This is a genomic window from Pseudomonas alkylphenolica, assembly GCF_000746525.1.
Taxonomy (GTDB): Bacteria; Pseudomonadota; Gammaproteobacteria; order Pseudomonadales; family Pseudomonadaceae; genus Aquipseudomonas; species Aquipseudomonas alkylphenolica.
Genome location: NZ_CP009048.1, coordinates 5,552,570 through 5,567,953 on the forward strand (window position 1 = coordinate 5,552,570; position 15,384 = coordinate 5,567,953).

At 61.1% G+C, this 15,384-nt stretch carries 13 protein-coding genes; 3 read left to right on the plus strand and 10 right to left on the minus strand.

The annotated features are described in order from the left end of the window. Window positions 1-16 precede the first annotated feature (16 nt). The 6 genes from PSAKL28_RS25375 to trxA all read right to left on the minus strand — a co-directional run bounded on the left by PSAKL28_RS25375 (window position 17) and on the right by trxA (window position 6,115). Window positions 17-652: an energy transducer TonB gene (locus PSAKL28_RS25375; RefSeq protein WP_157687071.1), complete on the minus strand. Its 636-nt coding sequence runs from the start codon at window positions 650-652 to the stop codon at window positions 17-19. 94 nt (window positions 653-746) lie between these two features. After that, the gene (locus PSAKL28_RS25380) at window positions 747-1,391 is read right to left on the minus strand and encodes a gamma-glutamylcyclotransferase (RefSeq protein ID WP_038615725.1); all 645 of its coding nucleotides are present in this window, start codon (window positions 1,389-1,391) and stop codon (window positions 747-749) included. A gap of 275 nt (window positions 1,392-1,666) precedes the next feature. Then, entirely contained in the window at window positions 1,667-2,635 is a 969-nt protein-coding gene (locus PSAKL28_RS25385) for a CDP-6-deoxy-delta-3,4-glucoseen reductase (protein WP_038615728.1), read from the minus strand. Further along, a complete protein-coding gene (ubiD, locus tag PSAKL28_RS25390) occupies window positions 2,636-4,102 on the minus strand; it encodes a 4-hydroxy-3-polyprenylbenzoate decarboxylase (RefSeq protein WP_038615731.1) in 1,467 nt (488 codons plus the stop codon). A gap of 194 nt (window positions 4,103-4,296) precedes the next feature. Next, window positions 4,297-5,556, minus strand: a complete 1,260-nt coding sequence (gene rho, locus PSAKL28_RS25395) for a transcription termination factor Rho (protein WP_038615733.1) — start codon at window positions 5,554-5,556, stop codon at window positions 4,297-4,299. Window positions 5,557-5,785: 229 nt separating this feature from the next. Continuing rightward, window positions 5,786-6,115 (minus strand): thioredoxin TrxA, encoded by a 330-nt coding sequence (gene trxA / locus PSAKL28_RS25400; RefSeq protein ID WP_038615735.1) that lies wholly within the window; start codon window positions 6,113-6,115, stop codon window positions 5,786-5,788. A gap of 242 nt (window positions 6,116-6,357) precedes the next feature. On the opposite strand from trxA, the gene ppx reads away from it, so the two are divergent. Further along, the gene (ppx, locus tag PSAKL28_RS25405) at window positions 6,358-7,860 is read left to right on the plus strand and encodes an exopolyphosphatase (RefSeq protein WP_038617015.1); all 1,503 of its coding nucleotides are present in this window, start codon (window positions 6,358-6,360) and stop codon (window positions 7,858-7,860) included. On the opposite strand, the gene ppk1 is transcribed toward ppx, so the two are convergent. After that, window positions 7,847-10,093 (minus strand): polyphosphate kinase 1, encoded by a 2,247-nt coding sequence (gene ppk1, locus PSAKL28_RS25410; RefSeq protein WP_038615737.1) that lies wholly within the window; start codon window positions 10,091-10,093, stop codon window positions 7,847-7,849. The genes ppx and ppk1 overlap by 14 nt on opposite strands. Before the next feature lie 19 nt (window positions 10,094-10,112). Next, entirely contained in the window at window positions 10,113-11,123 is a 1,011-nt protein-coding gene (hemB, locus tag PSAKL28_RS25415; RefSeq protein WP_038615739.1) for a porphobilinogen synthase, read from the minus strand. A 207-nt stretch (window positions 11,124-11,330) separates the two neighbouring features. On the opposite strand from hemB, the gene PSAKL28_RS25420 reads away from it, so the two are divergent. Together PSAKL28_RS25420 and elbB are read left to right on the plus strand one after the other, a co-directional pair. After that, window positions 11,331-11,951 carry a DedA family protein gene (locus PSAKL28_RS25420; RefSeq protein ID WP_038615741.1) on the plus strand — a complete coding sequence of 207 codons (621 nt, stop codon included), beginning with the start codon at window positions 11,331-11,333 and terminating at the stop codon, window positions 11,949-11,951. A gap of 153 nt (window positions 11,952-12,104) precedes the next feature. Further along, window positions 12,105-12,773, plus strand: coding sequence for an isoprenoid biosynthesis glyoxalase ElbB (elbB, locus tag PSAKL28_RS25425; RefSeq protein ID WP_038615744.1), 669 nt, complete (start codon window positions 12,105-12,107; stop codon window positions 12,771-12,773). Window positions 12,774-12,865: 92 nt separating this feature from the next. Here the strand turns inward: elbB and PSAKL28_RS25430 are convergent, their stop codons facing one another. Beyond that, window positions 12,866-13,327 (minus strand): YaiI/YqxD family protein, encoded by a 462-nt coding sequence (locus tag PSAKL28_RS25430; protein WP_038615746.1) that lies wholly within the window; start codon window positions 13,325-13,327, stop codon window positions 12,866-12,868. Between the two features lie 60 nt (window positions 13,328-13,387). Beyond that, entirely contained in the window at window positions 13,388-15,286 is a 1,899-nt protein-coding gene (locus PSAKL28_RS25435) for a cytochrome c/FTR1 family iron permease (RefSeq protein ID WP_038615748.1), read from the minus strand. Window positions 15,287-15,384 lie beyond the last annotated feature (98 nt).

The following is a 15,384-nucleotide window of genomic DNA, read 5'->3' on the forward strand; positions in this document are numbered from 1 at the left end:
TCCTGCCCGCAGCGCATCAGCTCTGCGGGACCAGGCGCTCACGCAAATATGCAGGCCAGACATCGACGAAGTCGATGCCCGGGTAGGTCTGGCACTTTTTGATTATCCCTGGCAGCGCCTTCTTGAAGGACTTGGAGGTGGCCATCGATTGCTTGTAGCTGGTGACGCCGTCTTCTTCAAAGCGCGAAATCATGCGGATCGACAACAGTGTGGTGTTCATGTCGTCGAGTGGTCTGGCCGAGTCATCTTTGCGGAACTGCGCCACTTCTTCGTTGAACTTCTTGCAGGTCATCAGGATCAACCCGGCCCGCTCGTAGATATCCCACCATTCCTTTTTGTCGTTAAGACGAAAATGCAGGTCTGTACGCACATCGAGCTTTGCGGGATTTTCTTTGGTCACCGCCCAGGGCTTGAAGCGCCATTGCCTGGCCGCCTCAAGTGCAGCGTCGGCGAACGCCGGCTCACTGCTCTGAATCACCTTCACATCCGCAACCGAGCCGTCGGCCCGAACCTCAAAGCCGATTTTGACGGAGCCGGTGATAGCCGCCTTGCGCAGCTCGGCCGGATAGGTCGGAATGGTTTTCTCGACAAACTCCACTTTGATATCGGCATGGGCGAATCCAGTTGCCCCCATTAACAGCAATGCTGCCAACCACTTCATCCTTGATCCTGCCTGTCCAATGAATATAAGGGCGCGATAGTAGCGTGCCAGAGCCCTGCGGACAAAATAACAATTCTCATTATTGTTACAGCGGCAGGTGGCAACGCCGGAACCGGGCCTCCAGGTTACGGTCCGGCATGGCATGAATGCGCAAGGCGTTGAGGGTCTGCTCGACGTAGTCACGGGTACTGCCATAACGCCCCTTGGCGTTGGCGAAAATCTGACTGAGCAGATCGTCGGGCAGGTTACCGGCGTAGCACGGCAAGTGCCGCTCCAGCACAAAACCCAGGGCCTGGACCTTGCTGCCATCGTCCAGGCGGCAGGTCAGCCAGTGCGGCCGGTAAGCCGGGTAAGGCATCTCGCGCTGCCACAGGGCCAGCAGGGAGTCTTCCAGGCATTCGTCTGGCAGGCGGTAGGCAAAGCCGCTGCAGGAGCCGCCACGGTCAAGGCCGAAGACCAGCCCCGGGCACTCTGGAGTCCCCCGGTGCTCGTGCGACCACAGGTATAGCCCGCGATGGTAACCATGCACCCTGGCGCGCCGACGCTCGGCGGCGTTGCATTCCGGGCGCCAGATCAGCGAACCGTAGGCAAACAGCCAGACCGGACCACCCTGATGGCGGGACATGGTGTGCTGAACCGAAAGTTTAAGTTGCTCATGGGACAGTTGTTGTCCGAAGTCGAGCAACGGAGGATAAGCCACAGGCAAAGATGCAGTTTCAATCGCCGACATAGCTGCCGCCAGAATTCCCCGTGAACTACTGAAGTGAGTCACTGTAAACGAATACGTTATCCGCGTACTTACCGTACGGCAGATTGTGTATTGAACACAAGCCTCACCTCGCCCCGGAAGTGCCCTGTAGCAAGGCTTTGAGCAACCCACCGGGTGTTATTCCAAGTGTAGCGAAAGTTATTTACGCTGCTGGCAATAATAATTGCCTTATGCCCGCTACAAACAACGGTGGTTATTAAACCGGCACGCTATTGCAGCGTGCCTTGTTTGGTCATTCAACCGCGAGGGGCATAAGCGAATACATCAGCACGCATCTGATGAGCATCCATACCCGCTTCGACCAGCGCATCGAGGGTGGCATAGACCATGTTCGGCGAGCCGCTGGCGTAAACATGGATACCGGCCAGATCCTGCATGTCTTCACAAATGGCCTCGTGCAGCAGGCCACAACGCCCTTCCCAGCCACACAGATCGCTCACCACCTTGTGCAGGAACAGGTTCGGCAACTGTTCCCATTCGGCCCAATGCTCGATCTGGTAGAAGTCCTCTGGCAGGCGCACACCCCAGTACAGATGAACCGGATGCTTGAAGCCCTGGGCCCGGCAATGCTCGATCAGGCTGTGCATTTGCGCCATGCCGGTGCCTGCGGCGATCAGTACCAGCGGACCATCGGGCAGCTCAGCCAGGTGAGCATCGCCAAACGGCATTTCGAGCCGCGCCATACCGTTGCGCTGCAACTGCGCAATCAATGCCACCGCACTGTTCTCGCGGGCCAGCACATGCAGCTCAAGCTCGCGTCCGCTATGAGGGGCCGAGGCCAGGGAGAAGGCAGCCTTGTCGCCCGCTTCGCGCTCGATCATCAGGTACTGCCCGGCGTGGTAACGCGGCGGTTTGCCCGCCGGCGCCCGCAGGCGCACCCGCCAGACGTCGCCACCGACCTCAACGCACTCACTCAACTGACAGGCCAGTGTCCGTACCGGCAACTCGCCTAACGCGAGCACGCCATCCCATAACAAGACGCAGTCCTCCAGCGGTTCGGCGATACAGGTGAACAGCTCGCCATGGTCACGCTCTTGCCCGTCCTGACGCACGCGGCCTTCCACCAGCAACGCAGCGCAGACATGGCAGTTGCCATTGCGGCAGCTCTGCGGGCAGTCGTAGCCAAGACGCCGCGCCCCATCCAGAATCCGTTCTCCGGGGTTGAGCGCCAACACCGCCCCGGACGGCTGCAAGGTTACCTGCATTTAGTCTATTCCCAACTGGTTCCACAGCTCATCGATCCGCCGGGTGACCGCTTCATCCTTGACGATGACCCGTCCCCATTCACGGCTGGTTTCTCCCGGCCACTTGTTCGTCGCATCCAGGCCCATCTTCGAACCCAGACCGGAAATCGGCGAAGCGAAGTCCAGATAGTCGATCGGGGTGTTGTCGATCATCACCGTATCGCGCTTGGGGTCCATGCGCGTGGTAATCGCCCAGATCACATCATTCCAGTCCCGGGCATTGATGTCGTCATCGGTGACAATAACGAACTTGGTGTACATGAACTGTCGCAAAAACGACCAGACCCCGAGCATGACGCGCTTGGCGTGCCCCGGATACTGCTTCTTCATGGTCACCACCGCCATGCGGTAGGAACAGCCTTCAGGCGGCAGGTAGAAGTCGGTGATTTCCGGGAACTGCTTTTGCAGGATCGGCACGAAGACTTCGTTGAGCGCCACACCGAGGATCGCCGGCTCATCAGGCGGACGGCCCGTGTAGGTGCTGTGATAAATCGGATTCTTGCGGTGCGTGATGCGCTCGACGGTGAACACCGGGAAGCTGTCGACTTCGTTGTAGTAGCCGGTGTGATCGCCGTACGGACCTTCCGGCGCCATCTCGCCCGGATGAATCACACCCTCGAGGATGATCTCGGCGGTGGCCGGCACCTGCAGGTCGTTGCCACGGCACTTGACCAGCTCGGTGCGGTTGCCGCGCAACAGGCCGGCGAAGGCGTATTCGGACAAGGTGTCGGGTACCGGGGTCACTGCGCCAAGGATGGTCGCCGGATCCGCGCCGAGGGCCACGGAGACCGGGAACGGCTGGCCCGGGTGCTTCTCGCACCACTCGCGGTAATCCAGGGCGCCGCCGCGATGGCTGAGCCAGCGCATGATCACCTTGTTACGGCCAATCACCTGCTGGCGATAGATCCCCAGGTTCTGACGCTCTTTGTTCGGCCCGCGGGTCACGGTCAGACCCCAGGTAATCAGCGGCGCGACATCGCCCGGCCAGCAGTGCTGCACCGGCAGCATGCCGAGGTCGACGTCATCGCCTTCGATGACCACTTCGTGGCAGGCAGCATCCTTGACCACTTTCGGCGCCATCGACACGACCTTTTTGAAGATCGGCAGCTTCGACCAGGCATCCTTGAGGCCCTTGGGCGGCTCAGGTTCCTTGAGGAAGGCCAGCAGCTTGCCGATTTCGCGCAGCTCGCTGACCGACTCGGCGCCCATGCCCATGGCTACCCGCTCCGGAGTGCCAAACAGGTTGCCGAGTACCGGAATGTCGAAGCCCGTGGGCTTTTCGAACAATAGCGCCGGGCCTTTGGCGCGCAGAGTGCGGTCGCAGACTTCGGTCATTTCCAGGACTGGAGAGATCGGAACCTGGATGCGCTTGAGTTCGCCGCGCTGTTCCAGGCCACGGATAAAGTCGCGCAAATCGCGATACTGCATGCAAAAGCCTCGTATTCGCCGTACCGGTCGGGGTGCAAAGTGTATCGCCTAACGGGCCGGAATAGCCAAATCACAGATGGCAAAAATGATTTGGGGCCGCTGCGCGACCCATCGCGGCTAAAGCCGCTCCCACAGTGGGAGCGGCTTTAGCCGCGATGGGCTGCGCAGCAGCCCCAGTCGGTCTCGCAGAAACCTTACTTGCGTTTCATCGACAAGAAGAACTCGTCGTTGGTCTTGGTCTGCTTGAGCTTGTCGATCAGGAACTCGATGGCCGCTACTTCATCCATCGGGTGCAGCAGCTTGCGCAGGATCCACATGCGCTGCAGCTCGTCGTCGGCGGTCAGCAGCTCTTCACGACGGGTACCCGAACGGTTGATGTTGATGGCCGGGAATACACGCTTCTCGGCGATCTTGCGGTCCAGCGGCAGCTCCATGTTGCCGGTGCCCTTGAACTCTTCGTAGATCACTTCGTCCATCTTCGAACCGGTTTCAACCAGTGCGGTGGCGATGATGGTCAGCGAGCCGCCTTCTTCGATGTTACGCGCAGCACCGAAGAAACGCTTTGGCTTCTCCAGGGCGTGAGCATCGACACCACCGGTCAGGACCTTGCCTGAGCTCGGGATCACGGTGTTGTAGGCACGTGCCAGACGGGTGATCGAGTCGAGCAGGATGACCACGTCTTTCTTGTGTTCAACCAGGCGCTTGGCCTTCTCGATGACCATTTCGGCAACCTGCACGTGGCGGGTTGGTGGTTCGTCGAAGGTCGAGGCAACCACTTCGCCGCGCACGGTGCGCTGCATTTCGGTTACTTCTTCCGGGCGCTCGTCGATCAGCAGGACGATCAGGTGGCACTCGGGATTGTTACGGGTAATGTTGGCCGCGATGTTCTGCAGCATGATGGTCTTGCCCGCTTTTGGCGGAGCAACGATCAAACCACGCTGACCTTTACCGATCGGGGCACAGAGGTCGATAACCCGGCCGGTGAGGTCTTCGGTGGAACCGTTACCGGCTTCCATCTTCAGGCGCTTGTTAGGGAACAGCGGCGTCAGGTTTTCGAACAGAATCTTGTTCTTCGCGTTTTCCGGCCGGTCGAAGTTGATGGTGTCGACTTTCAGCAGGGCGAAGTAACGCTCGCCTTCTTTTGGCGGGCGGATCTTGCCGACGATGGTGTCGCCGGTGCGCAGGTTGAAGCGACGGATCTGGCTTGGCGAGACGTAGATGTCGTCCGGGCCTGCCAGATAGGAGGCATCCGCCGAGCGCAAGAAGCCGAAGCCGTCCTGGAGAATCTCCAGCACGCCGTCACCGGAGATTTCCTCGCCGCTTTTCGCATGCTTTTTCAACAGAGAGAAAATCACATCTTGCTTGCGCGAACGGGCCATATTTTCTATGCCCATCTGTTCGGCCATTTCGAGCAGATCGGTAATCGGCTTTTGCTTGAGTTCAGTCAGGTTCATAAGGGGAGTGACGTAATCATGTAAGAAGGGGAAATTAAGCTTCTGGCTTAATGAAGCCGCGCCGCAGAGAAGGCGACAGGATCGCGTACTGATTCGAATTAGGGATGCGTCGGCGACGGCGTGCAGAGGGCACCGGAGAAACAGTGCGAGGCCGAATGTAACACCTGCTTTTTCTGGCGTCTAGTCACCAGACAAAGAAAAGCCCCGGCGAATGCGGGGCTTTTTTCACTCAGATATTGGCGTCCAGGAAGGCTGCCAGCTGAGACTTGGACAGCGCGCCGACCTTGGTGGCCTCGACGTTGCCGTTCTTGAACAGCATCAGCGTCGGGATGCCACGCACGCCGTGCTTGGCCGGGGTTTCCTGGTTCTCGTCGATGTTCAGCTTGGCGACGGTCAGTTTGCCCTGGTAGGTAGCGGCGATTTCGTCCAGAACCGGAGCGATCATTTTGCAAGGGCCGCACCATTCAGCCCAGTAGTCGACCAGCACCGGGCCTTCAGCTTTCAGGACTTCGGCTTCGAAGGTGGCGTCAGTGACGTGTTTGATAAGATCGCTGCTCATGGAAGTCTCCAAGGTCGTAAGCAAAAAAACGTGGCCCATCATAGCCGCACCGGCGACTTACAGGAAGTCACGGACGATTGAGTGTAACTATAGTTGTGCATGACCGCGCATATCGGTGCGGTCACAGGAAAGTCATATTTCCTCCATCAACCTGCCCCACATCAAGCCTTGATAAGCTGCGCGTTGGCGTCAGCCCTGGATCGTGGCAGGATTGCCGGGTTATCGACCGAGAAACCATGACCATGCCGCAAACCACAGCCAAGAATCTGTCCTTGATCGCTGCCATTGACTTGGGCTCCAACAGTTTCCATATGGTAGTGGCCAAGGCCCACCATACCGAGATCCGTATTCTTGAGCGACTCGGGGAGAAGGTTCAGCTGGCCGCCGGGATCAACGAAGAGCGCCAGCTCAACGAAGAATCGATGCAGCGCGGTCTGGACTGCCTCAAGCGCTTCGCCCAGCTGATCAGCGGCATGCCGGACGGCGCCGTGCGTATCGTCGGCACCAACGCCCTGCGCGAGGCGCGCAACCGCGGCGAGTTCATCCGCCGCGCCGAAGAAATCCTCGGGCATCCGGTCGAAGTGATTTCCGGCCGTGAAGAAGCCCGCCTGATCTACCTCGGCGTTTCCCACACCCTGGCCGACACCCCCGGTAAACGCCTGGTCGCCGACATCGGCGGTGGCAGTACCGAGTTCATCATCGGCCAGCGATTCGAGCCGCTGCTGCGCGAAAGCCTGCAAATGGGCTGCGTCAGCTACACCCAACGCTACTTCCGTGACGGCAAAATCACCCCGGCACGCTACGCCCAGGCCTATACAGCGGCGCGCCTGGAGCTGATGAGCATCGAAAACGCCCTGCACCGCCTGACCTGGGACGAAGCCATCGGCTCCTCCGGGACCATCCGCGCCATCGGCCTGGCCCTCAAATCAGGCGGCATGGGCAGCGGCGAGGTCAATGCCGAGGGCCTGGCCTGGCTCAAGCGCAAGCTGTTCAAACTGGGCGAAACCGACAAGATCGACTTCGACGGCGTCAAACCGGACCGCCGGGCGATCTTCCCGGCCGGCCTGGCGATCATGGAAGCAATTTTCGATGCGCTGGAACTGCAGCGCATGGACCACTGCGATGGTGCCCTGCGCGAAGGCGTGCTCTACGACCTGCTCGGCCGCCATCACCATGAAGACGTGCGCGAGCGCACCCTGTCGTCGCTGATGGAGCGTTATCACGTCGATCAGGGCCAGGCGGCCCGGGTCGAGCGCAAAGCCCTGCACGCCTTCGACCAGGTGGCCAAGGCCTGGGACCTGGAAGACGGTATCTGGCGTGAGCTGCTCGGCTGGGCGGCCAAAGTGCATGAAGTGGGCCTGGATATCGCCCACTACCACTACCACAAGCACGGCGCCTACCTGATCGAACACTCCGACCTGGCCGGCTTCTCCCGCGAAGACCAGCAGATGCTCGCCCTGCTGGTGCGCGGCCATCGCCGCAACATTCCCAAGGACAAGTTCGCCGAATTCGGCGACGAAGGCGTCAAGCTGATTCGCCTGTGCGTGCTGCTGCGCTTTGCGATTCTGTTCCATCACATCCGCGGCACCCAGCAGATGCCGACGGTGACCCTGCATGCCAAGGGCGATAGCCTGGATGTCGAGTTCCCGGCCGGCTGGCTGGAAGAGAATCAGCTGACCCAGGCCGACTTCGGCCTGGAGGCTGAGTGGCTGACCCGGGTCGGCTTCGTCCTCAGCGTACGATGAGGACCGGGTTGCTCAGGCGCTCGAGCAGAGCCGCCTGGGCACTGCGCGCGTTCTGGTTGCCGGTAGGCGTGCTGCGCACATAGCGGCCGTCCGGCTGCAGGATCCAGGCGTGGGTGTTGTCGGTCAGGTACCCTTCCAGTTCCTTCTTGACCCGCAGGATCAGCTTCTTGCCCTCGACCGGGAAGCAGGTCTCGACCCGCTTGTCGAGGTTGCGCTCCATCCAGTCGGCACTGGACAGGAACATCTGCTCCTCGCCGCCGTTGAGGAAGTAGAACACCCGCGTGTGCTCGAGGAAGCGGCCAATGATCGAACGCACCTGAATGTTGTGCGACACCCCGGCAATCCCCGGACGCAGGCAGCACATGCCGCGCACCACCAGATCGATACGCACCCCTGACTGACTGGCCTTGTACAAGGCGCGGATGATCTTCGGATCGGTCAGCGAGTTGAATTTGGCGATGATGTGCGCAGGCTTGCCCTCAAGGGCGAACTGGGTTTCCCGCGCGATCATGTCGAGCATGCCCTTCTTCAGGGTGAACGGCGCGTGCAGCAGCTTCTTCATGCGCAGGGTCTTGCCCATGCCGATCAACTGACTGAACAGCTTGCCGACGTCTTCACACAAGGCGTCGTCCGAGGTCAGCAGGCTGTAGTCGGTGTACAGGCGGGCGTTGCCGGCGTGGTAGTTACCGGTACCCAGGTGCGCATAGCGAACGATCTCGCCGGCTTCGCGACGCAGGATCAGCATCATCTTGGCGTGGGTCTTGAAACCGACCACACCGTAGATCACCACCGCACCAGCGGCCTGCAGACGGCTGGCCAGCTGCAGGTTGGACTCTTCGTCGAAGCGCGCACGCAATTCGATCACCGCGGTGACCTCCTTACCGTTACGCGCGGCATCGACCAGCGCGTCGACAATCTCCGAGTTGGCGCCACTGCGGTACAGGGTTTGGCGCACGGCCAGGACATGCGGGTCCTTGGCGGCCTGGCGCAGCAGATCGACTACCGGCGTGAACGACTCGAAGGGGTGCATGAGCAGGATGTCCTGCTTGCCGACCACGCTGAAAATGTTCTCGGCGTTCTGCAACAGCTTGGGAATCGCTGGTGTGAACGGCGTGTATTGCAATTCCGGGTGACTGTCCAGGCTGGTAATGCTGAACAGCCGGGTCAGGTTGACCGGACCGTTGACCTGGTACAGCTCGCTTTCACTCAGGCTGAACTGCTTGAGCAGGTAGTCCGAGAGGTGTTTGGGGCAGGTGTCGGCCACTTCCAGGCGCACGGCATCGCCATAACGGCGCGAGAACAACTCGCCACGCAGGGCCCGGGCCAGGTCTTCGACGTCTTCGGAGTCCAGCGCCAGGTCGGCGTTACGGGTCAGGCGGAACTGGTAGCAACCCTTGACCTTCATACCCTGGAACAGGTCATCGGCGTGGGCATGGATCATCGAGGACAGGAAGACGTAGTTGTCTCCCGGACCGCCCACCTCCTCCGGCACCTTGATCACCCGTGGCAACAGGCGTGGCGCCGGAATGATCGCCAGACCGGAATCACGGCCAAAGGCATCGACGCCTTCCAGCTCGACGATGAAGTTAAGGCTCTTGTTCACCAGCAACGGGAACGGGTGCGTCGGATCGAGGCCGATCGGGGTGATGATCGGGGCGATCTCGTCGCGGAAGAAGCGCCGCACCCAGGTCTTGAGCTTGGTGTTCCAGTGACGGCGGCGGATAAAGCGGATCTGGTGTTTCTCCAGCTCCGGCAGCAGCACATCGTTGAGGATCGCGTACTGACGATGGACCTCGCTGTGCACCACTTCACTGATCCGCGCCAGCGCCTGGTGCGGCTGCAGGCCGTCAGCGCCGGCCTGTTCACGGGCAAAGGTGATCTGTTTCTTCAGGCCCGCCACACGAATTTCGAAGAACTCATCCAGGTTGCTGGAAAAGATCAGCAGGAACTTCAGCCGCTCCAGCAGCGGATAGTTCTCATCCAGCGCCTGTTCCAGCACGCGGATATTGAACTGCAGCTGGGACAACTCGCGGTGAATGTACAGACTGCTGTCATCCAGACCGGGGATCGCGATGGCCGGTGCCGCCGCCACCGGGGCGGGCGCAGGCACAGGCGCCTCGACCTCGACCACAGGCTCAGGCAGCGCAGCAGGCTCCGGCGGCGTTTCGAGCAGTTGCTCCGGTACCGGCTGGGCTTGCTTCATCTCGATATCACTGAGTACTTCGTTATTCATCTGGCGTTCCTGAAGGGCGTTACTGCCCTCTCATCAATTGAGCAGCGCGAACAGCGAAATAGGTCAGGATGCCATCAGCTCCTGCCCGTTTGAAGGCCGTGAGGGATTCCAGGATCACTCCTTCACTGAGCCAGCCGTTCTGGATCGCGGCCATGTGCATGGCGTACTCGCCACTGACTTGATAGACAAAGGTCGGGACCTTGAATTCATCCTTGACCCGAAAAAGGATATCCAGATACGGCATACCCGGCTTGACCATGACCATGTCGGCGCCTTCGGCCAGGTCCGCAGCCACTTCATGCAGGGCTTCGTGGCTGTTGGCCGGGTCCATCTGGTAGGAGGCCTTGTTGGCCTTGCCCAGGTTCAGGGCCGAGCCGACCGCATCGCGGAACGGGCCGTAATAAGCGCTGGCGTACTTGGCCGAGTAAGCCATGATACGCACGTTGACGTGGCCCGCCAGCTCCAGGGCTTCACGAATGGCCTGGATGCGGCCGTCCATCATGTCCGAAGGGGCTACCACCTGGGCACCGGCTTCGGCATGGGACAAGGCCTGTCGCACCAGGGCATCGACGGTAATGTCGTTCTGTACGTAGCCTTCTTCGTCGAGAATGCCGTCCTGACCATGGGTGGTGAACGGGTCCAGGGCGACGTCGGTGATCACGCCCAGCTCCGGGAAACGCTCACGCAGGGCGCGGGTGGCGCGCTGGGCAATACCGTCCGGGTTCCAGGCTTCGGCACCGTCGAGGGATTTTTTCTCGGTTGGCGTCACCGGGAACAGGGCCAGGGCTGGAATCCCCAGCTTCACCCACTCTTGCGCCGCTTCCAGCAACAGGTCGATGCTCAGACGCTCGACACCCGGCATCGAGGCAACTTCCTCACGGCGGTTTTCGCCATCGAGGACAAACACCGGGTAGATCAGGTCATCGACGGTCAGCACGTTTTCGCGCACCAGACGACGGGAGAAATCGTCACGACGGTTGCGACGCAGACGGGTGGCAGGAAACAAACGGTTAGCGGGGGTAAAGCTCACGGCAGACTCCTGAGCCCGCGCAGGCGGGCGAGCGCGACAGTTATAAGCGGCCATTATGACGCTTGAATGACAGCCAGGGACAACCCTGCGACTTGAGGACGCAGTCATTGTCCTTGTAGGAAATGTTAACGTCGAGACACATTTGGATACTTTCCCCAACGGCCACGAAGGGTTAGGCTTCGCGTTCATTTCGCCAGCACCCAGAAAATGCTCCAACAATTCCTGCAGGATTTTGGTTACTTTGCCCTTTTTCTCGGCACGTTTTTCGAAGGTGAGACCATCCTGGTTCTCGCAGGCTTCCTTGCGTTCCGCGGATACATGGATATCAACATGGTGTGCCTGGTGGCCTTCTTCGGCAGCTATGCCGGTGACCAGCTGTGGTACTTCATGGGGCGCAAGCACGGGCGCAAACTACTGGCGCGCAAACCGCGCTGGCAGCTGATGGGCGACCGGGCGCTGGAGCACATCCGCCGCCACCCGGATATCTGGGTCCTGAGTTTCCGTTTCGTCTACGGCTTGCGCACGGTCATGCCGGTGGCCATTGGCCTGTCCGGCTACCCGCCACGCCGCTACCTGCTGCTCAACGGCATCGGTGCGGCGGTCTGGGCCCTGGCCCTGGGCGCTGCCGCCTATCACTTCGGCGCCATTCTCGAAGGCCTGCTGGGCAACGTGAAGAAGTACGAGCTATGGGTGCTCGGTGGCCTGCTGGCCTTCGGCGGCTTGCTGTGGTTGCGCCGGCGCTTCAAGGCGGCGCGTGTCGCGCGCAAGGAAGCTGCGGCCATGCAGGCCGAACAGCGTACCGCGGACCAGGACAGCGACCGGCCCTGAGCCAGGCAATCCCCGTTGTCGTCCTCACCCTGAACAATGAACACTGCGCCATTTGCAGAATCCAACTACAAAGGATTTTGAGAAGATGGACGCGGTGATTGGACATCTGCCAATTTAGAGGCGATCTAACGCCTCGACTCGGGAGTAGTGAGCATGACCAAAAAAAAAGTTGCAGTGATCCTTTCCGGCTGTGGTGTCTTTGACGGCGCCGAAATCCACGAGAGCGTGATCACCCTCCTGCGCCTCGACCAGCGCGGCGCCGAGGTGCAGTGCTTTGCGCCAAACATTGCGCAGATGCATGTGCTCAACCACCTGACCGGCGAAGAAATGCCCGAATCGCGCAACGTGCTGGTGGAATCGGCGCGCATCGCCCGCGGCAACATCAAGGATCTGCGTGAGGCCGATGCCAAGGAATTCGATGCCCTGATCGTGCCCGGCGGTTTCGGTGCGGCCAAGAACCTCTCGAATTTTGCCGTTGAAGGCTCAGGCTGCAGCGTCCACCCGGATGTTCTCGCCCTGGCAGAAGCCTTTGCCGAGGCCGGCAAACCGGTCGGCCTGATCTGCATCTCCCCTGCCCTGGCGGCGAAAATCTATGGCCCTGGCGTGGTCTGCACCATCGGCAACGATGCCGACGCCAGTGCAGCCATCGTCAAGATGGGCGGCACCCACGAAGAGTGCGATGTGCATGACATCGTCGAAGATACCCAGCGCAAGCTGGTCAGCACCCCGGCCTACATGCTCGCGCAGTCGATCAGCGAAGCTGCTGGCGGCATCTACAAGCTGGTAGACCGCGTGCTGGAACTGACTCACGAGAACGATTGAGCCCGCCATCGCGGGGCAAGCCCGCTCCCACAGGGTGGGCTGCCCCTAATAATTAGTCAGAGTTCCCCGGTGGGAGCGGGCTTGCCCCGCGATCAGTCGGGAAAATCACGCGCCAGCCGCGTGAGGATGCGGTCCAGGGAATTGGCGAAGGCCTGCTTCTCACGATCGCCATAAGGCGCCTGCCCACCACCGACCTGCCCCTGCTCGCGCAGGTCGGTGAACAAGTTACGCACCGCCAGACGTTCGCCCATGTTGCGCTCGTCGAACTCTCGCCCACGCGGATCGAGACAGGCCACGCCTTTCTTGACCAGCCTGTCGGCCAACGGCACATCACTGCAGATCACCAGCTCACCCGGCACGGCATGCTCGACCAGGTAATCGTCGGCAGCATCCGGCCCGCTGGGTACGACGATCAACCTGACGCAGGTGAACGCCGGTTTGATCTGGCTTTGCCCGGCCACCAGCACCACTTCCAGCTGACGCTTCAGGGCAAATTTGACGACCTGATCCTTGGCCGCCTTGGGGCAGGCGTCGGCATCGATCCAGATACGCATGACAACAGATTCCAACAAATACGGGCGAACAGTATCCCTGCTCGCCCGCTCGGCTTCAAATCAGCTCGCTGACACCCGGCGCTTCTCGGCCAGACGGCTGCGTCCGTACAGAATCGCAATGGCCAGCAAGGCCACCACTTGCGCCGCCAGCGAGTAGGCATCGGCGTGGATGCCCAGCCAGTCGAAGTCAAAGAAGGCCACCGGGCGGGTACCGAACACTCCGGCTTCCTGCAATGCCTTGACCCCGTGACCGGCAAACACCACCGACAATGCACACAGCAGTGCGGCGTTGATGCTGAAGAACAGCGCCAGCGGCAGCTTCGCCGAACCGCGCAGGATCACCCAGGCCAGCCCTACCAGCAGCACCAGCGCCGTGGCGCCACCGGCCAGTACTGCCTGATGCCCGGCAGGCCCGGCCTGCAACCACAGCGTTTCGTAGAACAGAATCACTTCGAACAGCTCGCGGTAAACCGAGAAGAACGCCAGCAAGGCAAAGCCGAAGCGTCCGCCACCGCTGACCAGGCTGCTCTTGATGTAGTTCTGCCAGGCCGCCGCGTGCCGGCGATCATGCATCCACACGCCCAGCCAGAGCACCATGACACTGGCGAACAGCGCCGTGCAGCCTTCCAGCAGTTCGCGCTGAGCGCCACCGACATCGATGACATAGGCCGCCAATGCCCAGGTGCCGAAACCGGCCAGCAACGCCAGGCACCAACCGATGTTGACGCTATGTACCGCCGACTGCTGGCCGGTGTTGCGCAGGAAAGCGAGAATTGCCGCCAGCACCAGAATGGCTTCCAGGCCTTCGCGCAGCAGGATCAGCAGGCCGGAAATGTAGCTCAGCGACCAGCTCAGGCCATCACCGCCGAGCAAGTCGGCGGCTTCCTTGAGTTTCGCCTTGGCAGCCTGCAGACGCTGGCTGACCTGCTCAAGCGGCAGACCGTCCTGGAGCGACTGGCGGTAGGCCATGAGCGACTTTTCAGTGTCCTTGCGCACGTTGGCATCGACGTTGTCGAGGGAGCTTTCGATCAGCTCGAAGCCTTCCAGGTAGGCCGCCACCGACAGGTCGTAAGCCTGTTCATGGTCACCGTTCTGGTAGGCCGCCAGGCTCTTGTCCAGGGTGTTGGCGGTGTAGTCCAGCAGCTGCGCCGGGCCACGTTGTACCTGCGGAGGTTGGGCGCGCTGGGCGCGGAACACTGCCGCCGCTTCCAGCCCTTGCGATGCTTCAACCTCCAGCGGCGTCTGGCGCGCCAGATCAGCGAGGTTGTAGGTCGTTGCGCCCTTGGCCTTGACCGGATCTGCGGTGAAGCTGGCGATGTAGGTGGCCAGGTCCCAGCGCTGACGCTCGTCGAGCTGATCGGCAAAGGACGGCATGTCGGTGCCTTCGATGCCTTGCCCCAAGGTGTTGTAGAGGTCATACAGGCTCAGCCGGGCCAGGCGCTCGCTGCTGCGCAAGTTGGCCGGCGGTGGTTCCAGGCCGACCCCCGCCGGGCCGTCACCGGCACCGCTGTCGCCATGGCAGACCGAGCAGTGCTGGGCATATAGCGGCGCCCCGCGAGAGGGGTCTGGGGTGATGACAGGGGCCTGGCTGACTTCATAGGCAACCGCCAGCTGCGCGCCGAGCTGACGGGCCTGACGCGCGACGCTGGCACCGTCCTGGCGCTGATTGATTGCCTGGCGCAGGCTGACCACGCCTTGCTCCAGCGCTTGCCGCTCGGCACGGGCCGGCAAGCCACTGATCAGGCCTTGCAGCACGTCAGTGAATTCCAGCTGCTCGCGGTATTCGCCGTCGTCCACCACCTTGCCCGCCTCGACCGTCGCCGGGTAGTCGGCACCGATGTAGTCGAGCAGGTGCAAAGCCTTGGCGGCGTTTTCGACAGGGTCGGCCAGCAGGGCGGTACTGCTCAGTGCCAGCAGCGGCCAAAGCAACCAGGCAAGCAAGCGGGAACGGGGAATCATGAGCCAATCTCAAATAACAATGCGAGGTATTGCATTGTTCACTTCCAATGGCGATCGCTCAAGGTTTGCGCGGCAATCTCGGTAAAATTTAGTGACAA